This window comes from Pseudomonas sp. Irchel 3H7, assembly GCF_900187605.1.
Taxonomy (GTDB): Bacteria; Pseudomonadota; Gammaproteobacteria; order Pseudomonadales; family Pseudomonadaceae; genus Aquipseudomonas.
The window spans coordinates 503071-525517 of sequence record NZ_FYEA01000002.1 but is presented as its reverse complement, the minus strand read 5'-3'; the positions used below and the strand labels follow the sequence as shown (position 1 = coordinate 525517).

The following is a 22447-nucleotide window of genomic DNA, read 5'->3' as shown; positions in this document are numbered from 1 at the left end:
GGCGGTAGATAGCATTTTTGGCAATCACCTTTGCGTAGGAGGCACAAGTGGTGGATTTCAACGGCAGGTCAGGTGAAATGAGCGTGTTCACCACCGTGGCGCAGGAAGGCAGTCTGTCGGCTGCCGCGCGTACACTGGGCCTGACACCTTCGGCAGTCAGCAGGATCATTGCGCGCACCGAGCAACGGCTTGGCACTCGCCTGCTGTTGCGCACCACCCGAGCAATTACCTTCACGGCCGAGGGCGAAGCGTTCCTGCGCGGCGCCCGGCGTATCCTCGCCGACATGGACGAGGTCGAAGAAGCCATCGCCGACCAGGGCGTGCCCAAGGGGCGATTGCGGGTCAGTGCCGCCCTTGGTCATGGACGCCTGGCCATCGTGCCCTTGGTCGCAGCCTTCAGCGCCCGTTACCCGAACATCGTCGTCGACCTAACCCTCGGCGACGAAGTGGTCGACATTCTCGGCGGGCAGGCCGACGTCGCGGTGCGCTTCGGCCATCTGCCCGACAGCCCGCTGACCGCACGCAGGATCGGCACCACCGGCCAGGTCGCGGTGGCATCGCCCGAGTATCTGCAGCGCCACGGAGTCCCGCAGGAACCGGAAGACCTGCTCCAGCACAACTGCCTGCGCTTCAATTTCAAGCGTGCCGAACCCAACTGGCCATTCATCCGCGATGGCAAAGCGTTTTCCCTGAAGGTCAGCGGCAACATCGAATGCAGCAGCGGCGAGGCGCTGGCACAATTCGCGCGAGTGGGCGCCGGCATTGCCCGTATCGGAGAGTTCAGCGTGAGTGAGGATCTGCAGCGTGGCGACCTGATTGCGCTGTTGCAAGACTGGAACCCGGGGGATCAGGAACCGATTCATGCGGTGTTCGTCGGTGGCGCGGCGATGCCGGCGCGGGTGCGCTTGTTCGTGGACTTCTTGCTGGAGAATCATCGGATGTCAGCGCAGGTATAAGCTGATATTTGCGCAGTTGTATTGCGGATAATTCGGCGCGTGCGAATGACATCCCAAACACAAGGTGCGGAACAAGGAAGTCACCCTTTGAGTACATTTCGAAAGTATCTTTGCCTGGACTTGTTACTTTGGATCTACCTCGGCTGCTGGAATACGACGCTACCGCTGATTATCGTGCAGCGAGGAAGTCTGCTGGAGCTGGCGGCATACGAAACAGCGCTCGCGCTCGCGGCGATCATTTCAATGTTGTGCCTCGCGCCGCGGGCTGAATCGATGCGCCGCAGTACGGCGCTTAAGGTCGGCTGTTTTGCGCTATTGATTGCGAGTGTCTTGCGATACTTTTTTGCCACAAACTGGTATTCGCTTGATGCGCTGATACTGATCGATGTGATCGCTGCATCAGCATTTGGAATGATCCAGCCTCTTTTGGGCATCTATCCTGCGGAGACTGTTGATAAACATCGTGCGGAGGCTGCATTTCGCGTCCGGCGCATCGTTGTTACTGTCGGCCGGGTTGCTGGACCTTTGTTGGCGGGTATCGTAATTACGGTTTATTCACTGGAAATCTCGCTGCTATTCGTGTCGATAGTGGGATTACTCATTGTGGTTTTAGCCATGGCGTTACCGGTGAGTGCAGCCCCTTCCCTGCAACCCGGAAAATCATCAGCCGATCTTGTTAATGACATGCTCTTGGGGCTTAAACTCAAATGCGTTCTACCGCCAGAACAATTTTTGACGTTTTCCGGATTACTGCTTGGTCTGGCCGTTACCGCGACCGTACCGATGCTGGTGCCAGCGCTCATACACACCCGGGGTCTAGCTGAAGGTAGCGTTGGCCTGTTCAATGCGGTATTCGCGGGTGGAGCCGTTGCAGGCTTGTTCTTTTTAAGCCCGCTGATTACCAAAAAGGAAAATCAGCGCGACAAGTATCTTGGATGTTGGGCCCTATTAACGTTTGCACTCTGTGCCGCGACGCAAGCCGACGAAATCTGGCAGTTGAGTACTTGCCTGTTTTTCGCCGGGGCAGCGAGTGCATGCATTACGATGGTCGGAATGGACAAGAGGCTCATGTCGATCCCATCCGGCGTACGCGTACGACTAATGGCATCCACGTTAGTGATCAGTCAGCTAGGAAGTTCGGTTTCATTCATGATGACGGGCGCCATCATGTCCAGATCCGGCGCAACCAGTTTGATGTGGCTTTATCTCGGGGTATTTCTGATTATCGTCATGTATTCCGTGCGATCAAAAAAGATATGGCACTTCCTGGAAGATGACGCCGAGTCAGAGCTGTATTACGCGAAAAACCATCCGAAACTGGCTGCGATCATGAGTCCATGAAATTCGGTTGAGATATTGCTCACTCAAGGCGTCGATGTCCTGGAGAAGTCACTCAAGGTACTCAGCCCTGGCGACCAACTGATTCCATTTCTGGGCCAACGACCGGGCAATTCGCACGGGAGCCAGGGTTGTCCCAGTGTTCATTATCCGGCGTGGAGGAATTGATTCCACAAGCGACCTTTGTGCGAATGCATAAAAAAGGGCGCCTTTTCAGACGCCCTCTTTATTTACAGTGGGTGTTGCAGAGAAATAGCGGATCAGTGTGATTTCTTTGCTGTCGACGCTCCAGCTTTGCTCAACCCTTTCGAATTGTGATCCCCTGGTGTCGTGTCGGAGATGGCAGTCGCTTTGGTCACGCCGCGCGTATCTTTGGAATGGGCGACGCCTGAAGTCGTTGAGCCGTGACCGCTGTCACCATTGCGATCACTGCCATAGTGGTTCCCGCTTTCGCCATGGTCGCGTACGGCTTTGCCGGCATGATCACTACTGAGCCCATTGCCACGGCCGTTGCTATTGGCACTTCCGTGATCTGAACCGCTATGACCGCCACCCGTACCGCCGCCATGGCCACCGCCGTTACCACCACCATTGCCGCCGCCGTTGCCACCACCGCCGCCATTGCCACCACCACCACCACCACCGTCCTTCGCGTAGGCAGAGTTCATGACAGAGATGTCAGCAGGGAGTAATGGGGCGGCTGCAAGCATCATGGCGCAGGACATGACAGCAAGGAGACTCTTATTCTTCAAAAGCATGATTGCTTCCATAGGGTTGATTTCGCGAAAGTTAAGACGCAATCCGCCCCTTATGGTTCAAGTCCTGCGACAGACGGAAGTCACTGTGCAGGCCCGATTCTGGGGGCAGCGAGTATGACTTGAGCAGGGCTCGCAGGACGTTCTCGATCTCTAAGCCCCTGCAGTGTTTTGACGGCTCATAGAACCCCTCCCGGCAAGAAGGGTCTGCTCTCCTATGACCTCTCAGGAATACGTCCCATGTCCGCGCAACACAACCTTGTCATCCTCGCTCGGGGAGGCTACGCCGCCCGGGGAATGCTGTATTTGATCATCGGTATCTTCGCGTTGCTCGCAGCTCATGACTCGACCAAACCAAAGGACAGCCACAAGAGTCTGGAGGCGTTGCTAAGCCAGCCATTCGGCTATTTTCTGGTGGGACTTGTTGTGGCGGGACTGCTGTCATTCGCCGCCTGGCGTGTCCTGCAGGCAGCGCGTGATGTTGATCATCACGGCAAACAACTCAAAGGTCTGGTGATTCGCACAGGGCTGTTTGTCGGAGGCTTGGTCAACGGTGCTCTGGCGTTCTTCGCATTGGGCCTGCTCATCAGCGGGATTAAAAGCTCGGGCAATTCCGCAGGACAAACCAAAGACTGGCTGGCGCATCTGCTGTCCTGGGAACATTCGAACTGGCTGGTGTACCTGATCGCCCTCGTTCCGCTTGGGGTCGGCATTGCTCACATCTTCAAAGGATGGAAAGCGTCGTTCGAGAAGTATTTCGAGGCCGACGAGGATGTCATGCGCTACGTCCGCCCGGTCTCCCGTTTTGGTCTGATAGCGCGCGGAGTGGTGTTTATCGAGATTGCATTGCTTCTGGCAGTCAGCGGCTCCACCTATCAAGCCATGGATCCACCTGGAATGAAGGAAGCGCTCGATGCGCTGCAGAATCTGCCCGCTGGCTGGCTGATCTTGATGGTGATGGCGTTGGGGCTGATTGCCTTCTCGGTCTACAGTTTGTCGGAAGCTTTCTGGCGCAAGATCAATATGGATGTGCCGGGCGTAGCGAGAACGTAGGGTGTAACGCCTTTGGCGATGATCACCCCGGACTAGTCGAGACGCCGATTGCCAGACTATTGACCGAACCTTTCCCCCGAAAACAGCGTCCGAGCTAAGGCGTTAACGCTTACCGCTCGCCACGAGGTTTCCGTTTGAAAGCTGCCATCGTCAGAAAATACCGTTTGATCATCAAGACCCTGGGCTATGTCGGCTGGGCGTTGTTCTGGCTGCTGCTCTGGGACATCGCCGTCACCGTCGACTTCATGCTGTTCCTCAACGCCAAACTGAATCTGCCATTGATGCCCCTGACGTTATTGGGTTCGGCATTGATCGTGCTGATCAGTTTTCGCAACAGCAGTGCTTACAACCGCTGGTGGGAAGCACGCACGTTGTGGGGTTCGATGATCAACAATTCACGCAGCTTCGCCCGCCAGGTGCTGACGCTGCTGGATGATCCCGATGGCGAGGTCAATCCGGTCAAGTCGACCCTGTTGCGCCGCCACGTCGCTTATGTGAATTGCCTCGCCGCGCATCTGCAAGGCCAGCCTTGCCCTGAGGAAGTCCGCGCGTTTATTCCCGCCGATGAGTTTGCCCGCAGCGGCACGACCAACAACTTTGCCAATGACATCCTCACCGGTTCCGCGACTTTGCTTGCACGGGAATACAAGGCCGGACGTCTGGACAGCATTCGCCTGGCGCGGCTGGAATCGACGCTGGTGGATTTGTCCAACAGTCAGGGCGGCATGGAGCGGATTGCCAATACACCGCTGCCCTACCCTTATGTGTATTTTCCACGGCTGTTTATTTCGCTGTTCTGCCTGATCGTCCCGGTCGGACTGGTGGAATCGTTGGGCTGGTTCACGCCGCTGGCCTCGACCGTGGTGGGTTTTATGCTGCTGGCCATCGAACGCATCGGCACCGACCTGCAAAGTCCGTTTCGCCACAGCGAGCATCAGATTCAGATGGAAGCGCTGTGTGAAACCATCGAAAAAAACCTGCAGTCGATGCAGCGTGATTCCTTGGGCGATGTGCGCAGGTTTGAAGAGATCGCTTGAGGATGTCGGGAGCCGTCAGCATTTCTGGCGGCTCCCGACGGCGTCAGAACGCCGGCACCACATCACCGTGATAACGCTCAAGAATGAACTGCTTCACTTGCGGTGAGTTAAGCAATGCGCCGAGTTTCTGCACCGCCGGCGCGTTGGCCTTGTCGCGACGCACGTACAGATAATTGGCGTACGGCGATTCCGAACTTTCGATAAACAGCGCGTCTTTGTGCGGCACCAGTTTGGCTTCCAGCGCGTAGTTGGCGTTGATCAACGCCATGTCGACCTGATTCAACACCCGCGGCAGCATAGCCGCTTCGAGCTCCTGGAACTTCAGATGCTTGGGATTGCTGACGATATCCAGGCGCGTGGCCATGATGTTGTCAGGATCCTTCAGGGTGATCAGGCCTTGTTTGGCGATCAGCAGCAGCGCCCGACCGGAGTTGGTCGGGTCGTTGGGAATGGCAATGGTCGCGCCATCCTTGAGTTCGCTGATGTTTTTGATCTTCTTCGAGTAGGCACCGAACGGTTCGATGTGCACGGCGACGATCGGCACTTGGTCGCTGCTCGGGCGGTCTTTTTTGTAGGCCTCGTAATACGGTTTGCTCTGGAAGTAATTGGCGTCGAGCAAGCCTTCATCGGTCTGCCGGTCGGGTTGAATGTAGTCGGAGAAGACTTTGACATCCAGCGTCACCCCTTCCTTGGCCAGTTCCGGCTTCAAGAACTCCAGAATCTCGGCGTGGGGCACAGGCACCACGGCGATTTTCAGGGTTTCGGCATAGGCATTGCCCATGGCGGCGACCAGCAGTGCTACGGAGAGCGCGACGCGTTTCACGATAGTTTTCCTTCGAAGCGTTTTAGGGAGAAAGAGGACAGATCCAGGTCGCTCGAGCCGCGCATGCACCACTGGGCAAATGCTTCGCCGAGCGCGGCGGAATGTTTGAAGCCGTGCCCGGAGCACGCAGAGACGAACAGGGTGTGTTGCAGCGACGGATGCTCGTCGATGATGAAATGCCGGTCTGGCGTCACGGTGTAGGCGCAAACCGCAGTCTTGAGCACTTTAGAGGTCACACCAGCGATGCGCTCGTGGACCTGGTGTTCGTACATATCCTGCGCTTCGGCCGCTGAAACCGTGCGGTCAATGGCCTGCGCTGACGTTGAGGTGTGGTACTGCGCGGTGGCGATTTTCATGCTGCTTTCGCCGGGTAGCGCGGGAAAGCCGTAGTTGATTTTGTCGTCACCGCGACCGTGGGTGAAGATGAACGTCGGTGAGTGGCCGACCAGTCCGGCGTTCTCTTCCAGCTCGAACCAGAACAGCTTCTGCCGGTAAACGCTGAGCAGATTCTGATAGGGCTCACCGAGCAACTCGCCGTTCCAGTTGCCCGCGCTGATCACCAGCTTATTGGCAAACAGCGTGCGCCGGTCCGTGGTGACCGTGACACCCTCCTCGTTCGAGCTGATCCCGGTGACAGTCTCGCCTTTGTAGAGTGTCGCTCCGTGTTGCTCGGCCAATTTGAGCTGAACATCGATGCAGCGCTCGGGGCGCACGAAGCCTCCGCCCGGTTCAAAATAGCCGATGGCCGAGTCGTGCACGTTGGCGAATTGTGGGAAGCGCTGGCGAATCTGTTCGGCGGACAGGACTTCGTGCTCAATGCCGTAAGTCTGCGCTAGGCCGATGGTGCGCAGGGTGAAGTCGGTCGAATCTTCAGGATCGAACTCGGCGCTCGACGTCAGCACCAGCAAACCCGACTGCTCGAACAAAGACTCGCCGGTCAGGGCCTCCAGCTCACGCCAGATGCGATGAGAATTGCGCACGATCGGCACATATTGCGCGCCCTCGCCGACCGAAAGCCGAGTGATTCGAGTATCGCCATGGCTGGAACCGAGGTTGTGCGGCGGGTGATGACGATCAATACCAACAACGTTCACCCCCGCTTTCGCCAGCTGATAAACCGTTGCTGCGCCCATCGCTCCCAAGCCCAGAACCACCACCTCACATCGCTCGGACATAAATAGCCACCTATCAAAAAGGCGCAAGTTGAGCGGTAAACCGTGGCGAATTCCAAGATTAAAAAAGCATATCCATATAGCTCGATGCGCCCATCAACCGCTCTGGGACGGGCTAACGGGCGGTTATTCGTCGCATTTACAACCCGGTGAAAATGAATTGCGCCTGAGGGCGCGGCATCCGATACCTGTCACAACTTACAATCAATCTGACAGAACAGCTATTTTTGTGCGCATTTCGACAGACATTTCCACATCTGAGTCCCCGGCAGGCGCGAGTCAAAACGGCGAACTACGCTTCACGTTGAAATTTGTGATTTAACTAGGTAGTTACCTAACTATATAATGCGCGCCTCATTTCAACGGGACACTCAACGTGAAGCAGAGTCAACGCCTCTCGGGCATATCAAAATTCATTCTGATCGGGCTGGGCGTCGTCATCGCCCTGCTCGGCTTGGCGCTGGCTGCGGGCGGCGTGAAGTTGGTCAGCCTGGGAGGCTCGTGGTACTTCCTGGTGGGTGGCTTGGTCATGGCCGTTTCCGGTCTGCTGATCGCGCGCTTCAAGCCTGCCGGCGCGTGGCTGTTTGCCGCGTTCCTGGTCGGAACTGCGATCTGGGCGGTGAGCGATGCCGGGCTGGTGTTCTGGCCGGTGTTCTCGCGCCTGTTCATGTTCAGTGTGATCGGCCTGGTCGTGGCGCTGGTTTATCCGCTGCTCAAGCGTGCCAACGGTGGCGTTGCCGGTCGCGGCGCTTACGCCGTGGCTGCGGTGCTGGCGGTCGGCGTGGTTGTGGCGGCCGGCAACATGTTCGTCGCCCATCCAACCGTGGCAGCAACCGGCACTGGCCCGGGCCTGACTCCGGTCGAGTCGGACAAGGCGCAGAAAGACTGGGCGCACTACGGTAATACCGAAGGTGGCAGCCGCTTCGCTGCGCTGGACCAGATCAACCGCAGCAACGTCGACAAGCTGAAAGTCGCGTGGACCTACCACACCGGTGACGTCGCCGAGAGCGATGGCAACGGCGCCGAAGACCAGCTCACCCCGCTGCAGGTCGGCAACAAGGTGTTCATCTGCACCCCGCACAACAACCTGATTGCCCTCGATGCCGACACCGGTAAAGAGCTGTGGAAGAACGCGATCAACGCTCAGTCGAAAGTCTGGCAGCGTTGCCGTGGCATGGCCTATTTCGACGCCACCAAAGCGATTGCTCAGCCGAGCAACTCGTCGATCATCGAAGCCAAGCCTGCGCCGGCCGCCAACTGCCAGCGTCGTCTGCTGACCAACACCATTGATGCCCGTTTGATCGCGGTCGATGCTGACACTGGCGAGTTCTGCCAGGGTTTCGGCAACAACGGTCAGGTAGATCTGAAGGCTGGCCTGGGTGATGTCCCGGACAGCTACTATCAGCTGTCGTCCGCGCCGCTGATGGCCGGTACCACTGTGGTAGTTGGCGGTCGCGTAGCTGACAACGTGCAAACCGACATGCCCGGCGGCGTGATCCGTGGTTTCGACGTGATGACCGGCGCCATGCGCTGGGCGTTCGACCCGGGTAACCCGCAGGATAAAAACGCACCGGCCGACGGCAGCACTTATGTGCGCAGCACGCCGAACAGCTGGGCGCCGATGTCCTACGACCCGGCGACCAACACCGTGTTCCTGCCGATGGGCAGCTCGTCGACCGACATCTATGGTGTCGAGCGCAGCAAACTCGATCACACCTACGGCGCGTCGATCCTCGCGCTGGACGCCACGACTGGCGCTGAACGCTGGGTATTCCAGACCGTGCACAACGATCTCTGGGACTTCGACCTGCCGATGCAGCCGAGCCTGATCGACTTCACCAAAGACGGCAAAACCGTTCCGGCGCTGGTCATCGGCACCAAGGCCGGGCAGATTTACGTGCTCGACCGTGCAACCGGCAAACCGCTGACCGACGTGAAAGAAGTGCCGGTCAAAGCGGCGAACATCCCGAACGAACCGTACTCGCCTACTCAGCCGAAATCGGTAGGCATGCCAGAAATCGGTGCTCAGCACCTGACCGAATCGGACATGTGGGGCGCCACTCCGTACGATCAGTTGCTCTGCCGCATCGACTTCAAAGGCATGCGTTACGACGGTCTGTACACCGCACCGGGTACCGATAAATCGCTGAGCTTCCCGGGTTCGCTGGGTGGCATGAACTGGGGCAGCATTTCCACTGACCCGGTGCACGGTTTCATCTTCGTCAACGACATGCGTCTGGGCCTGTGGATTCAGATGATCCCGTCGCAGAACAAAGGCCAGGCCGCTGGCGGTGGCGAAGCGCTGAACACTGGTATGGGCGCCGTTCCGCTGAAAGGCACGCCTTACGCGGTGAACAAAAACCGCTTCCTGTCGGTAGCCGGCATTCCTTGCCAGGCACCGCCGTTCGGTACGCTGACCGCGATCGACATGAAGACCCAGAAAATCGCCTGGCAGGTTCCGGTCGGCACTGTTGAAGACACCGGTCCACTGGGCATCCGCATGCACCTGCCGATCAAGATCGGTCTGCCAACCCTCGGCGGCACCCTGTCGACCCAAGGTGGTTTGATCTTCATCGCCGGCACTCAGGACTTCTACCTGCGTGCGTTCAACAGCGGCAACGGTGAAGAAGTCTGGAAAGCACGTCTGCCGGTCGGCAGTCAGGGCGGCCCGATGACCTATGTTTCGCCGAAAACCGGCAAGCAATACATCGTCATCACCGCCGGTGGTGCGCGTCAGTCGACCGATCGCGGCGACTACGTGATGGCTTACGCCCTGCCGTAAACCACTGCGTCCACGTTAAACGCGGACGCTTGCTTTGAGCGCGGCACCTTCGGGTGCCGCGCTGCTTTCCCCCCTATTGCTCAAGTTTTCTGCAGGAAGATTTACATGCTATCGGCTGTTCGTTTTTCGCGTTCCGACCTGTTCAAAGGCCTGTTGCTGGGCGTCGCATGCACCACCACCCTCCCCGCGCTGGCCGACAACGATTCCGATCTGTTGACCCGCAGCACTCTCACCGGTGACTGGGGTGGATTGCGTCACCAGATGGATGAACAAGGCATCAAGTTCACCGGCGATTACAGCGGTGAAATGGCATACAACGCCGACGGCGGTTTGCATCGCTCGGCGCGCTACTCGCAGAACATCAAACTCGGCGTGCAGTTCGATCTGAGCAAACTGTACGGCGTCGACAATGCCGGCAAGGTCCAGTTGACCATCAACGACCGCCGCGGCAACAGCGCTTCGGAAGACCTCGTCGGCAACCGTCTGCCGATTCAGGAAAACTACGGCGGCCTGTACACGCGACTGACCGAACTGAGTTACGAGCGCAGCCTGTTTACCCCGGCGCTCAACGTGAAGCTCGGTTACATGGCCATGGGCAACGACCTCGGTGGCCTCGACAGCGGCATTCTGTGCAACTTCATGAACGCCGGTTTCTGCGGCCATCCGCTGAACATGTCCGGCGGTAGCGGCTGGACCAACTACCCCAACGCCCACCTCGGTGTGCGGGTGAAATACGACCTGTCGTCCTCGTGGCAACTGCGCGTGGCCGCGTTCAACGTCGATCCGGAAAGTAACGGCAACTCCAGTCGCGCCTGGCACCTTGGGCCAAAACACACCACCGGCACCGTGGTGCCGATCGAGTTGGTGTACAAGCACGCGGGTGATCTGCCTGGCGAATACAAGCTCGGCTACTACTACGACAGCTCTGATGTAAAACGCATTGGCAGCGACGACGAAGTGTCCGGTCGTGGCGGTCATTACCTGCTGGTCGATCAAGCCGTGTGGCGCTCGCCGACCTCCGAAGGCCGCAGCCTGCATGCCTTCGGCCAATACTCGGCGGCCAGCGAAGCGGCTTCGCCGTTCAGCAAGTGGTATGGCACCGGGGTGGTTTTGTACAAACCATTCGAAGGTCGCCCGCGTGACACCGTCGCCCTGGGTTACGGACGCGCCGTGCCAAACCCGCGCAGCCGTGACGTGCTGCAAGACGCTGCATTGAACAACGGCACAGCGTTCCCGAACCTGGACAGCGCCGAGCAATTGATCGAACTCGGCTACGGATATCAGGCAACGCCTTGGCTGACCCTGCGCCCGAATGTGCAGTACATCATCGAGCCGGGCGCGTTCTCCGGGCAGGACATCGACAATGCATTGGTGTTTGGCTTGCAGGTGAAAGCGGCGCTCTGACTTTCCGATTACAGGCGATAAAAAACCCGGTTCGAATGCCGGGTTTTTTATTGTCTTCAAGATCACTTTTTCTTTTTAGCCGGCTTGTCAGCCTTCTTCGAATCTTTGGCGTTCTCAGGCTTGCTATCGGCTTTCTTGGCAGATTTCTTCGGCTCGGCGTCTTTCTTCTTGTCTTTCTTGTCCTTGTCGGAGGACTTTGAAAGCGCCGAAGCCGCTGCTGATTTCTTCGCAGGTGACGACTTTTTGTCCTTCAAATCCTTGCTGGCTTTCGAAGCGTCAGCTTTGTCTTTGCTTTTCTTTTCGTCTTTAGCCACGTTGACCACCTCTCGGAGTGTGCCGGTATTGGCACATCGCCTGTGCGATTGATCACAAGCTAATCATTAGGCGAGCAGGTCCTTCAGCGGTTCAGATTATTTTCAGGCGTTCGAAACAGGCCAAATGAAGGCAGCGCCGGCGATTGCCAGCGCCACCTTTAACAACGGCCCGTTACTCAGGCCTTGTTGCCAGCCTCCTGAAGTGCCTTTTCAGCATTGAATCCGTCGAAGTTTTCGAACACGCCCATAAAGCCCGGCACGGTCACCTCTCGCGCCCAGTCGCGCTGCAGTTCGCAGTACATCTGCACCCGGCTGATCAGCTTCGCACCTGCCTGTTCCATTCTGCGCAACGCCGCCTCGTGCGCGGCCGGCGACGTGCCGCCCACCGCATCGATCGGCACATAAACCTCATAGCCTTCCTGGATCGCGTCGAGCACCGGGAAGGTCAGACAGGCTTCAGTCCACAGCGCGGTCATGATCAGTTTCTTGCGCCCGAGCGCTTTGACTGCCTGCTTGAACTCGGTGTCCTCCCAACTGTTGATCGACGTGCGGTCATAGGTGGGCAGATGGCCGAGCACCGCTTGCAACTCTTGAATCGGCGGTTTGTTGCGCCCGGTCGCGACATTCACGGTCGAGTGGATGATCGGCAGGTTGTAGTTGACTGCCGCCTTCGCAACGCTGGTGATGTTGAAGACCAGTTCATCGCGAGGCATCGAGCGGATCGAAGACACCTGAACCGGTTGATAGTCGATGATGATCAACGCTGAATTCTCGGGCGTCAGCAGTTGATCGGTGTGGGGGTTGCGGATTGCTTCGCTTGCCATTTGCAGGTCCTTTTGTCTGGGTAACGCACGTGGGTGAATCGGCCGGAGCCCGTGCGGTTTGTGATTCCAGAACGCACGCGAGTGACGCCGTGCCTGGAAAACCCATTGTGCTGTTCCCCTATTCGCGGCAGTAGTAGCATCCCGAGGCGAACTGTGTCGCGCCAAGGGGAACGCAAAAATGGATATCGAAGAACTGCAAACCTTCGTCGAAGTAGCGGATGCCGGAGGTATTTCACAGGCTGCGCTGCGGCTCGGGGTCTCGAAATCAATCGTCAGCCGCCGGCTGGCCCGGCTTGAAGCAGAACTGGGCGTGCAACTGCTGGCACGCTCGACGCGCGGCGCATCGCTCACCGAGGCCGGCGCGACGTTCCGCGATTACGCCGCCCGAGTCTGCAGCGAAATCGATATCGCCAGGGAAACCATCCTGCCCGCTGGCGCCCTGCGTGGCCGCCTGCGAGTAGCAGTGCCATTGTCGTTCGGGCCGACGCACTTCGCCCCGGTGCTGGCGGAAATGGCTCGCCGTCACCCTCAGTTGCACATGCAGACCTGCTACAGCGATCGCTTCGTTGACCTGATTACCGAGGGCTACGATTGCGCCATTCGCGTGGGTTATCTGCAGGACTCCAACTTGATCGCAAGGCGTATCGGCCCGGTCTACACCAAGCTCGTCGCCAGCCCGGACTACATCAAAGCCCACGGCGCCCCCGAAACCCCGGACGAACTGCAAGCCCATCAGGCTCTCATGCAAGGCACCGAAGCCTGGCAATTCATGGCGGCTGACAAGGTCATCACCGTTCGCCCGCAAGGACGCTTCAAGGCTGACAATGGCACTGCGCTCGCTGCGGCCGCAGTTGCCGGTCTCGGCGTCGCCTACTTGCCCGATTGCCTCACCCACGAGCACATCGCCACGGGTGCACTCGTGCCGATCATGACCAACCATCCACCGCCCCCCGCCGGTGCCTACCTCCTCCGCGCGCCAGGCCCCCATCCCGCGCGCAAGATCCGCGTGCTCACCGAACTGCTGATCGAGTACTTCGGCGAATCTCCGCACCTCGCGGTGCAGCCGCTGTCACATCACGATGAAGCGCCGGCGTTTAACTGAAGAAAGCTGAAGCCATGAAAGGAGAATTGAGGTGCCGCAACGCCTGCAACAGCCAACGCGTCGGACTGCATTTATCGCAGACACCACAGCGCTGATCCTGTTTTTCACCACCACCGGCATCATCAATGAACGTTTGATTGCCGGCATGACGTGGGATCAGGTTCTCCAGGCGCGCCTGCTGGGCGCGGTGCTGATGATTCCAGTCGCGCGACCTTACGGCCTATGGCGCGATTGGGTGATGACGCGAGCCAGTGAGGGTCGGTTGTCCAGAGTGCTCTGGGACAGTGTTGCCCTCGTCAGTTTTCAGGTGCCTATCTATGCGGCGATCATTGCCTTCAGTGGTGCATCAGGAGCCGGCCTGCTGCGTGGCACGCTTGGCGCGGCGGTGATGATGCTCGTGCTGGGGCGACCTTATGGGGCGTTTCTTAACGGCGTGCGCAAGCTGTTTGGCCTGCCGCCGGGCGGGGACAGGCCGATGTCATTGAAGGAGTAGTCGGGGTTACCTCACCAGAACCGGGTTCAACGCTGCTGGCGTTCGCCAGGTTACGTCAGCCCAAGCCCCACCGCCGGGCGCCAGCAGCTGACGCAGTTGCGGCTCGTCAAACGCTTCGCCCAGCGAGTCGACGCGAAACGTCGCGACCCATTGCTTGCGCCCCGACTGATAGGCCTTGCCGAAATCTTCCCAACTGTCGAAACAGTCCTGCGCCCGCTGCGCATTGAGCAGCAGCACGCGCCAGGCAAGGTCAGGCTCGAGCCAACGCATAAGCAGCGCACACCGGACCAGAAACGTCACCCGCACGCAGGCAAAAGCCATGGCCGCACGCGGGTCATCGGTGGCTGTCAGCGCCTGCAAATCGAGGCCAAACCACTGCTGATCGAGCGTCGCACTGAAGTGCGCCCGCACCGCCTCGTCATTGCTGTTGCTGCGGATCCCGGCCTGGTGCAGCAACGCTGCCCGCAGGATCGTCTGCGATTGCTCGGTGAAGTGATCGCACGCCGGGGAGTAGAAACCCTCGACGGCCATCGCATCGACCATGGGCCGGGCCAGCAGCAGCGACCAGTGTTTGCGCGGGCTGAACAATGAGGCGCCGCGAGGTCTGAACGCTCGCCACAACAACCAGCTTGAAACAACCACTGTGATAAGCAAAAACATGTCGGTTTCCTTACCTTGCCCGCGCCTGCCAGGCCTGGATTTCCTCCACCAGCCGCGAGGACATGTCCGGCCACGGCACACCTTCGGTCAGGTACTGCGGGTCATTCGGCTGATGCTCAATGCGCTTGCTGAAAATATGCCGGGTCGCGTACCTGACCGATACCGCTTGCGGGGCCACCTGCAAGAACTGCTGCGGCTGACGTCCGGCCACCAGCCATTCGACCATGGCCGAAGGCGCATCGAGGCGCTCGTACAATTGCGGATAGCGGGCCACCAGCCGAGTCTGGGCGGTCGGGTCGTTGACCTCTTCGATGCGCAGCCAGCCCGCGTCGGTGCGCACAATGCCGATGGCGATGCAGTCGGCGGGCGTCTGCTCGTCGGTGTCCAGGGCATTCAGACACTGAAGCAGGTCCGGGTAATAACGCTCGACCGGCGGCCGGTTCTGCTTGCCCTTGACCTGCTCGACAGTCAACGTACCGTCGTCCTGGACGATCAGGCTGATAGTAATGTGCGGCTGGCCTTGGCCGTCGCGCAGACTGAACACGCGCATGCGCTGCTCTTCCACTGCTTCGGCGTAGCGTTCACCGTAGCCGCCGGTCAAGGCGCGGCGATCGGCAAACTGGCCCAGGCAGTGGCGCATCACGTAACTTTCAAAGGCCATTTCCGCACGCAGCAAATCACTCTCGGGCCGCAGCTCCTGCAATACGTGCTCAGCGGTGGTCACTCGCGTGAGCAACGCCTCAGGCTGGCTCTGACACCAGCCCTGCTCGACCCGCGCAGCCATTTGCGCATGCTCCTTTTGCCACAGCGCCAGTGCCTGCGGGCAGTTGATCCGGTCAAGCTTGCCTGCCAGCGCGGTGCCCTGACGCGAGGTCAGGAACTCCACCAGCAAGGTCTCCTCGGCCAGCAGCGGCGATTGCTGCGGATCGACCCAGACCAACGGCGCGAACGCCTGCTGCGAAGCTTTGCCGGCGTCGCTTAAATGTTTGGCCACCCAGGACGGCGGCTCGGCGCCCAATGCCTCGACAGCCTGCTCTAACGTCAGGATGCGCCGCGCAGGTTCGAAGTTACCGACCAGATGACGATAGAAATGGTTGAGCAACCATTTGCTCACCTCTGGCGCATCTCCGCGAGCCTTACTGCGCTCGGCAATGCCGCGCTTGAGTTGATCGGCATTGAGCGCGTTGCGCGGGGCGTAACCGGACTGGCGCTGCGCAGGTGTCACTTCCATATCTGCCACCAAGCCTTGCCGGCCGATTTTGCCGGCGCCTGCAGTTCGGCGATGAACTGGCGAAACTTTTCATTGTTGCCCTGATCCACCTGGCTGTTCGGATCACTGCGCAGGATCGCGCGCTGGTAATAGGCCACGGCCTCTTCTTTGCGCCCGAGTCCCTTGAGCACATCACCGGCACAGCCCAGCAGGGTTGGTTCGTCGCCTTCGTTGATGAGCTGCGCGTAACGCAACCACAGGCTGGTGGCCGCCTCCGGCAGGCAGTACGACAGGTAAAAGGCAATTTTCATCCGTGCGAACAGCGGCGAATACTCCAGCTCTTTGTCGCTGATTTCGCGCTCTTCCTGCCATTTGAGAATGCGCTCCAGCCAGACCGGAATCTCGCGTTCGCGGTCCAGCCAGTACAGGGCGCGGGTGACGTCCTGTATGTATTCTTCTGGATCGTGACGGCTATAGCCGTAGTCGGCCGCGTAGTGCCAAAGCTGTTCGGCGGCGTCGGCGATGCCCTGGTTATCCTTCAGTTCGATGCGGTTGCGGAGGATGCCCTGATAATGTTCGGCGAACGAGCTGGCGGCGATGCCGCGGGTATGCAACTCAAGGGCCTGCTCAACGAGTTGTTCGTTGTAGCAGCGGTAATTGATCGCGAGGTTGTTGCACAGCATCGAGTACAGGTGCGCGCAGGCATCGAAGCGATGTCCGCGGCCGCTGGCGAAGCATTGCTCCATACGGGCCTGGCCGAGTTCATAGGCAAGTTTTTGGACTTCGCGCAGCCGCCACCAGGTCGGCTCGGCCTCCTCGCTCGTGAGATCCTCGACATGCGTTTCGACCAGGTCCTCGAGGGCATTCGCGAACTGGTAGTAGTACATGCCAGCGGCCATGGGCGGCAAAGGCTGGCGCAGGGCATCGGCAATGCCGTGCACATCGGCGTGGGCACTGAACAGGCTGAAGACGCTGCGGTTGTCCTGCATAGCGCCGGCCGAGACGGCCTCGCGCAGCATCGTCAGTTGAGTGTTGGCGTCGATGCGACCGGCCTGATGTTCGCGCACCGCCATCAGGCGGGTAATCCATGGGTGGTTCGGCGAGCGGCGTTCGGTCTCTGCCAGCGCTTGGTCGAAAACGTTGTCGATTTGTTCAAGGTCATTGCGCGCAGCATGTAGAGCATCGAGCAACGGGCCCAGCGACGGTGTCGACTCGTCACGCCACGGCAGGCCGGAAAGGAACTGCTCCAGCACCGTTTGATCGTCACAGGCACGCATCACGCACAACGGCCACCACGCGGACTGATCCTCGGCATCAAGCAGGCGATCGTGGACCCAATAGGCCGTGCCCGGCCACAATTCGCCGCGCATTTCATAGATTTCCATGAACGCACGTTGCCCGGCCTCTTCGATCTGGCCGTTTTCCAGCAGCCAGGGCAGATGGAAATCAACGAAGTTGTCACCGCCGCTGGATTCCAGGCTCAGGGTTGCCACTTCACAGATTGCCAATGCGCCGGCCAGGTTGCCCTGAGCCTGCAGGGAGCGCGCGGCCAGACGCGCCAGACGCACTTCCCATTCCCGGCGCTGGGGCAGCGACAATTCGGCGATCAAGCGCACCACCGGTTGCTCGAACATCGCCAGACGCAATGGCACGATTTCGATCAGCGCATTGCCCAGCCACAGCCAGTCGTTAGCGTCGACGTCCTGCTCTTCGTCAGCGGTGCGCAATGCGGCAATTGCCGCCAGCGCGGCTTCGCGCGCCTCTTCCTCACGTTCATGGTTGGCCAGCACCTGCGCCCGGCGCCGGTACTGATCAGCATCGTCCCAGGCCCGCAGGGCGTGACGGTCCGGGTTGACCTGGGCCAAGGTGTGACGCACCTCGATAGCCTTGAGGGCGACGTCGACGGTGGCGTGCTGCAGATCATCGAAAATGCGGTAGCGCCGGTACTGCTCGATATCGAACGGCAGGGGCTCGTGGGTCAATTGCTGGAGGGTGTCGAGCGTCAGCAACAGGCCCTGCTCGTCTTTGAGGTAGTTGCCCAGTCGCAGCTGGTAAATCAGCAGATTGACCTTGAGCTCGTTGCGCGCGTCGTCAGGCGTAATCTCGATCAGTGCCTGTCCGTCGTCGGCCAATACCGCTTTGGCCCTGTCAGCATCACCGGCGTTGACCCACAGCCCGTGCAGACGGCCAATCGACTCCAGCGAGGCCGCCCTGAGCGGCTGGGCGCGCAACTGGTCCAGCAGATAGTCGGCACCGTGTTCCTCATGCTCGACCTCAAGACGATCCATCAATTGATCCAGCTGGATGCCGGACAGCACGGTACTGTTTTGCGTCATTGTGAACTCCATTTGCGAATGACTGTGCATCGCCCGATGCATCCTGCGTCGGCGCCCTCGAGTGGGCAGCGGGGACTCGTTTACGTCTGCCAGTGACCGGCAAAATGACGACAAGGATCGGGTAATACAGCGAGGTGGCGCACGCTACCAGTTGGCGTTTGAAAAACCAAGTGTGCGGGTGGGGCGCAATCAGTGATTGGAGTGCAAACAGTGGACGGGCACGATATCACTGGTTTGACAGCTCACTGCAAACGCTCCTTCGATCAGGACCATTGAGATCAGGCTGTACCTCATCGATTGAGGACCTGCCCTACCTGTCAAACGTTTTTCGCGGTCATGTACTGGCTGAAATTGTTGATGTGGTCGTCAAGGTTATCCTCAAGCATCATCCGGTACTGCTCACAGAAATACTTCAACATCGCTTCGCGAGCCTGTGCCATTTCTTCGCCCGACTTGAAACTGCGCGCGCTCACCCAGGCGTTGAATCGAGTGGTGCCGAACATCATCGACGCGCTGACTTTGCCAAGGTTTTCGAACACTTTCAGCTGCTCGTTCGACAGGTTTATATGCGCATCGGCGCGATCGTAGAATGCATCATCGGTCGTATCGGTCATTGCTGATTACCTGTCTGTCAGTGTCGGGAAATTGCGTAATTGGAACACTTCCCGCTTTGGCTCGCTACGCCCCAAGAGTGCTGACAAGCACGTCAGTGGCCTGTATCACTGTGTGCTCCCCATCCAATATTCCACGCCCGGGCGCCAATCCATGAATACCTTCCAAGCCGCAAATGGCCATCTGATGATTGAATTAGGCGACTTGTCTGATGCCGACTGGAAGGCGCTGGAGCGCAAACTGGTGAATGTCTGGGGGTTTCGCTGCAAACGTCACCACTGTTGACGCCCTCGTGACGATCCCGTCACTCACAAATACCACCGATACTCCCGCGCACCAATCTCCTGCATAAACGCCAAATGATCCTGCCGTTTGTTCTCGCAATACACATCGACAAACTCCGCGCCTAATCCCTCACGCAATTGCGGCTGATGCTGCATCGCACGCACGGCTTCGAACATCTCCTTGGGGAAATCGATCCCGCTGTTGCGGTCTTCATTCAGCGGTACGATCGGTTCTTTACCCGACTCCAGCCCGTGTTCAAGCCCCACCAGAATCGCCGCCAACACCAGATACGGATTGGCATCCGCGCCCGCCAGCCGATATTCAACGCGCAAATTCTTCGCGTCCGACTCCGGAATGCGCAGGCACGCATCGCGATCCTCAAAGCCCCAACTGGCTTTGGTCGCGGTGTTCACCGTGCCGCCTAAACGGCGCATCGCATTCTGGTTCGGCGCAAAGATCGGCATGCTGTGCGGCAGCAGTTCCAGGCATCCAGCGATTGCATGGCGTAGCGGCTGCTGCTCATTCGCGGCTAGCAGATTATTGCCCGCCGAATCGTAGAGGCTGACATGCACATGCATGCCACTGCCCGGATGCTGCAAGTACGGCTTGGCCATGAAACTGGCGCGGTAGCCGTGTTTAAGCGCAACGCCCCGCGTGCTGCGGCAGAACAACGCCGCCCAGTCGGCGGCACGTAAACCGTCATCGAGATGGCCGAAGTTGATTTCAAACTGACCGGGGCCAAGTTCAGCGGTGATCACCGTGGCATCGATACCCTGCGACCGCGTCGCTTCGACCATTTCATCCAGCACCGGCGCGAAGCGTGAGAGGCGTTCGATGTGCAGGTTCGGTTGATCATCGGCGTCGTCAGTCAGGTCGTCGCGGGGGAATTGCGGCAGACCGTCGCGCAGCTTTTTATCGAACAGGTAGAACTCCAGCTCGAAGGCCACCACCGGATGAATGCCTTTGCGCGCGAGACGCTTGAGCACCTGTGCGAGGACTTCACGGGGTTCGAACTCGATCGGCTTTTCGGTGCCGTCCGAAGTGATCAGCATCTGCCCCAGCGGCTGCGCTTCCCATGTCACCGGTTTCAGTGTGCCCGGCACCAGACGGCGCACGGCATCCGGGTCGCCGTCGTTGAAGCAGTAATCGCCGATCGGGAACAAGCCACCCTGCACGCCCAGCAATACGCAGTTCTGCGGCAGTTTCAGCACACTGCCCGCCGCGACTTTTTCGAGCATGTCGACCGGATAGCGTTTGCCATAAAAGTGCCCCGGAATGTCCAGGCAAATCAGGTCGACATAACGCACTTCGGGGTAGCGTTGGCGAAAGGCACGCACTTCGGCGAGCAGGTCAGCGCAGACAGCGTCCATCGTGTTCATCCTTTTTTGTGATCAGGTGTAGACCCAGAGCACGCGAGTCAGCTGCTCGGTGAGGTTGCCGTAACGGCAACGGGTATGACTGTCGAATTGAAAGCTGTCGCCGGCCTTCAATGTGACGGGTTCTTCGTCGTCGCCCAGCCACAGCGTCAGTTCGCCTTCGAGGACGTAACCGCCCTGCTCCGAGCTGTCTGTCAGATGGCGATCACCGCTGCTGGCGCCGGCTTCCAGATGACTTTCGAGCATGGAGAACGAGGCGCGAATCTGCGGCGACACCAGAATGTCGGTGATGCCATTGGCGTAATACAGCGTGCGGCGCTCGTCCGGGCGCGTGACCCACGGCAACTCTTTAGGCTTGGGCAGGCTGTAGAAGTAAGTGGTCGGCACGCCGAAGGTTTCACTGATCGCGGTGAGATCCGCCACGGTTGGCCGCGACAAGCCGCGCTCGACCTGCGAGAGGAAACCCACCGAACGGCCGATCTTGTCGGCCAGTTCCTTCAGGGTCCATTTCTTGTGCTTGCGCAGGTCGTGGATGAGGATCGCCAGCGCGGCGATTTCTTCTTGCTTGTTCATGCCATGGATTCCGAAAAAGGTCTCATCAAATACTGTCGCGCAGGCGATACCAGGCTTTGCCAATCGCCTCCAGCGGTGCCGCGAAATGTTTGCCACCGGGGAAACGGCCATTACTCAGGCCCTGGTACAACGCCAGTTCATCGGCATCACCGAGAATCGCATCGGACACCGCACGCGCGGCGGCCAATGTCGGCAGAACGCCGTGGCCCGAGTAGCCTTGCAGCCAATATCGACTGCCCGCGCCGCCGACATCGGGTGTGCGGTTCATCGTCAGGTCGATATGCCCACCCCAGGCAAACTCGATGCCGACGCCCTTGAGCTGCGGGAATACCCGCTCAAGAAACGGTCGGGTCGCTGCCGCGATGTCCTTGGGCATGCCACCGAGATACGTGCAGCCGCCACCGAACAACAAACGGTTATCCGGCGTGCGCCTGAAGTAATCGAGGACGAACTGGTTGTCGGTCACGCAGACATTGCGCGGCAACAGCGCGGTGGCCTGCTCGGATGTCAGTGGTGCGGTGGCCACTTGGTAGGTGCCCACCGGCAGAATGCAACTGGACAGTTGCGGGTCGAGTTCATCGAGGTAAGCGTTGCACGCCAGCACCAGCACATCGGCGCGCACCGCACCGCGCTCGGTGTTGACGCGGAAACCGTCGCGCTGCTCCTGATAACTCAACGCTTTGCTTTGTTCATGGATACGCCCGCCGGCTCGCTCGATAGCGTCCGCCAGGCCCAGCGCCAGTTTCAGTGGATTGAGGTGCGCGCCCTCAGGGTCGTAAAGCCCGGCCTGATAGCGATCGGTGGCCACCCATTCCGGCAGTTGTTCACGGGGAATGAACTGCAACCCATCGTGGCCCCATTTGTGGCTAGCCTCGTGTTGCCATTCGCTGAGCAGACTGACCCGCCGTGGCATCACCGACGTCCACAAATGCCCGGGACGATAGTCGCAATCGAAACCATGCCGCCCGGGCAAGTCGCGTAATTCCCCGGCGGCCCAGCGCATGCCATCCCAAAGCCGTCTGGCCCGTTCATGGCCCAACGCAGCTTCCAGCGGCGGCATGTCACATGACCAACCAAGAATCGCCTGCCCGCCGTTACGCCCCGACGCGGCCCACGCCACGCGACTGGCTTCGAGCACCACCACGCGTTTGCCGGCCAACGCCAGACGCAACGCCGTGTGCAAGCCACTGAAACCGGCACCGATGATCACCACGTCAGCGTCATGCTGGCCTTCCAGCACAGCGCGGTTGCTCAGAATATCCGCGCAACTATGGGCGTAATAGCTGTCGACGTGCTGGCTGGATTGCTGAAACATGCGCGACCTCATGAAATTATCTTTTTA

Annotated in this window: 21 protein-coding genes; 9 read left to right on the top strand and 12 right to left on the bottom strand. The window is 59.3% G+C overall.

Features of this window, described 5'->3' with window-relative positions; translation table 11 throughout:
- Window positions 1-50 precede the first annotated feature (50 nt).
- Together CKW38_RS05695 and CKW38_RS05690 are read left to right on the top strand one after the other, a co-directional pair.
- Window positions 51-956: a LysR family transcriptional regulator gene (locus CKW38_RS05695; protein WP_095112204.1), complete on the top strand. Its 906-nt coding sequence runs from the start codon at window positions 51-53 to the stop codon at window positions 954-956.
- 87 nt (window positions 957-1043) lie between these two features.
- Window positions 1044-2297 carry an MFS transporter gene (locus CKW38_RS05690; RefSeq protein ID WP_095112131.1) on the top strand — a complete coding sequence of 418 codons (1254 nt, stop codon included), beginning with the start codon at window positions 1044-1046 and terminating at the stop codon, window positions 2295-2297.
- 257 nt (window positions 2298-2554) lie between these two features.
- On the opposite strand, the gene CKW38_RS30145 is transcribed toward CKW38_RS05690, so the two are convergent.
- Complete coding sequence (locus CKW38_RS30145; protein WP_176472288.1) at window positions 2555-3052, bottom strand: hypothetical protein; 498 nt, start codon at window positions 3050-3052, stop codon at window positions 2555-2557.
- A 237-nt stretch (window positions 3053-3289) separates the two neighbouring features.
- On the opposite strand from CKW38_RS30145, the gene CKW38_RS05675 reads away from it, so the two are divergent.
- Both CKW38_RS05675 and CKW38_RS05670 read left to right on the top strand, forming a co-directional pair.
- Complete coding sequence (locus tag CKW38_RS05675; protein WP_095112129.1) at window positions 3290-4102, top strand: DUF1206 domain-containing protein; 813 nt, start codon at window positions 3290-3292, stop codon at window positions 4100-4102.
- A gap of 134 nt (window positions 4103-4236) precedes the next feature.
- Window positions 4237-5139 carry a bestrophin family protein gene (locus CKW38_RS05670; RefSeq protein WP_007913263.1) on the top strand — a complete coding sequence of 301 codons (903 nt, stop codon included), beginning with the start codon at window positions 4237-4239 and terminating at the stop codon, window positions 5137-5139.
- A 43-nt stretch (window positions 5140-5182) separates the two neighbouring features.
- Here CKW38_RS05670 and CKW38_RS05665 read toward each other — a convergent pair whose 3' ends face one another.
- A complete protein-coding gene (locus CKW38_RS05665) occupies window positions 5183-5962 on the bottom strand; it encodes a MetQ/NlpA family ABC transporter substrate-binding protein (protein WP_095112128.1) in 780 nt (259 codons plus the stop codon).
- Complete coding sequence (gene solA / locus CKW38_RS05660) at window positions 5959-7137, bottom strand: N-methyl-L-tryptophan oxidase (protein ID WP_095112127.1); 1179 nt, start codon at window positions 7135-7137, stop codon at window positions 5959-5961. Before solA ends, CKW38_RS05665 begins: the two co-directional genes overlap by 4 nt.
- A gap of 373 nt (window positions 7138-7510) precedes the next feature.
- Here solA and CKW38_RS05655 point away from each other — a divergent pair, with 373 nt between their 5' ends.
- On the top strand, window positions 7511-9916 hold the full coding sequence (locus tag CKW38_RS05655) for a glucose/quinate/shikimate family membrane-bound PQQ-dependent dehydrogenase (protein ID WP_095112126.1): 2406 nt from the start codon (window positions 7511-7513) through the stop codon (window positions 9914-9916).
- A gap of 105 nt (window positions 9917-10021) precedes the next feature.
- On the top strand, window positions 10022-11320 hold the full coding sequence (locus tag CKW38_RS05650) for a carbohydrate porin (protein ID WP_095112125.1): 1299 nt from the start codon (window positions 10022-10024) through the stop codon (window positions 11318-11320).
- Window positions 11321-11382: 62 nt separating this feature from the next.
- On the opposite strand, the gene CKW38_RS05645 is transcribed toward CKW38_RS05650, so the two are convergent.
- Both CKW38_RS05645 and CKW38_RS05640 read right to left on the bottom strand, forming a co-directional pair.
- Complete coding sequence (locus CKW38_RS05645) at window positions 11383-11634, bottom strand: hypothetical protein (RefSeq protein ID WP_095112203.1); 252 nt, start codon at window positions 11632-11634, stop codon at window positions 11383-11385.
- A gap of 176 nt (window positions 11635-11810) precedes the next feature.
- Complete coding sequence (locus CKW38_RS05640) at window positions 11811-12458, bottom strand: hydrolase (protein ID WP_095112124.1); 648 nt, start codon at window positions 12456-12458, stop codon at window positions 11811-11813.
- 178 nt (window positions 12459-12636) lie between these two features.
- On the opposite strand from CKW38_RS05640, the gene CKW38_RS05635 reads away from it, so the two are divergent.
- Both CKW38_RS05635 and alaE read left to right on the top strand, forming a co-directional pair.
- A complete protein-coding gene (locus tag CKW38_RS05635; RefSeq protein WP_095112123.1) occupies window positions 12637-13560 on the top strand; it encodes a LysR family transcriptional regulator in 924 nt (307 codons plus the stop codon).
- 31 nt (window positions 13561-13591) lie between these two features.
- On the top strand, window positions 13592-14053 hold the full coding sequence (gene alaE / locus CKW38_RS05630) for an L-alanine exporter AlaE (RefSeq protein WP_095112122.1): 462 nt from the start codon (window positions 13592-13594) through the stop codon (window positions 14051-14053).
- 6 nt (window positions 14054-14059) lie between these two features.
- Here the strand turns inward: alaE and CKW38_RS05625 are convergent, their stop codons facing one another.
- The 4 genes from CKW38_RS05625 to CKW38_RS05610 all read right to left on the bottom strand — a co-directional run bounded on the left by CKW38_RS05625 (window position 14060) and on the right by CKW38_RS05610 (window position 18873).
- Complete coding sequence (locus tag CKW38_RS05625) at window positions 14060-14713, bottom strand: DUF1266 domain-containing protein (RefSeq protein ID WP_007913282.1); 654 nt, start codon at window positions 14711-14713, stop codon at window positions 14060-14062.
- 10 nt (window positions 14714-14723) lie between these two features.
- The gene (locus CKW38_RS05620) at window positions 14724-15944 is read right to left on the bottom strand and encodes a hypothetical protein (RefSeq protein ID WP_095112121.1); all 1221 of its coding nucleotides are present in this window, start codon (window positions 15942-15944) and stop codon (window positions 14724-14726) included.
- A complete protein-coding gene (locus CKW38_RS05615) occupies window positions 15935-18259 on the bottom strand; it encodes a hypothetical protein (RefSeq protein WP_095112120.1) in 2325 nt (774 codons plus the stop codon). Before CKW38_RS05615 ends, CKW38_RS05620 begins: the two co-directional genes overlap by 10 nt.
- 317 nt (window positions 18260-18576) lie before the next feature.
- Window positions 18577-18873 (bottom strand): DUF3144 domain-containing protein, encoded by a 297-nt coding sequence (locus CKW38_RS05610; RefSeq protein WP_007913288.1) that lies wholly within the window; start codon window positions 18871-18873, stop codon window positions 18577-18579.
- Between the two features lie 151 nt (window positions 18874-19024).
- Here CKW38_RS05610 and CKW38_RS30340 point away from each other — a divergent pair, with 151 nt between their 5' ends.
- Window positions 19025-19156, top strand: coding sequence for a hypothetical protein (locus CKW38_RS30340; protein ID WP_256588341.1), 132 nt, complete (start codon window positions 19025-19027; stop codon window positions 19154-19156).
- A 23-nt stretch (window positions 19157-19179) separates the two neighbouring features.
- On the opposite strand, the gene CKW38_RS05605 is transcribed toward CKW38_RS30340, so the two are convergent.
- From CKW38_RS05605 to CKW38_RS05595, 3 genes are read right to left on the bottom strand one after another with little or no spacing between them, the layout of a single operon-like run.
- Window positions 19180-20526: a glutamine synthetase family protein gene (locus CKW38_RS05605; protein WP_095112119.1), complete on the bottom strand. Its 1347-nt coding sequence runs from the start codon at window positions 20524-20526 to the stop codon at window positions 19180-19182.
- Between the two features lie 21 nt (window positions 20527-20547).
- Entirely contained in the window at window positions 20548-21105 is a 558-nt protein-coding gene (locus tag CKW38_RS05600) for a helix-turn-helix domain-containing protein (RefSeq protein WP_095112118.1), read from the bottom strand.
- A 25-nt stretch (window positions 21106-21130) separates the two neighbouring features.
- Window positions 21131-22420 (bottom strand): FAD-binding oxidoreductase, encoded by a 1290-nt coding sequence (locus CKW38_RS05595; RefSeq protein WP_095112117.1) that lies wholly within the window; start codon window positions 22418-22420, stop codon window positions 21131-21133.
- Window positions 22421-22447 lie beyond the last annotated feature (27 nt).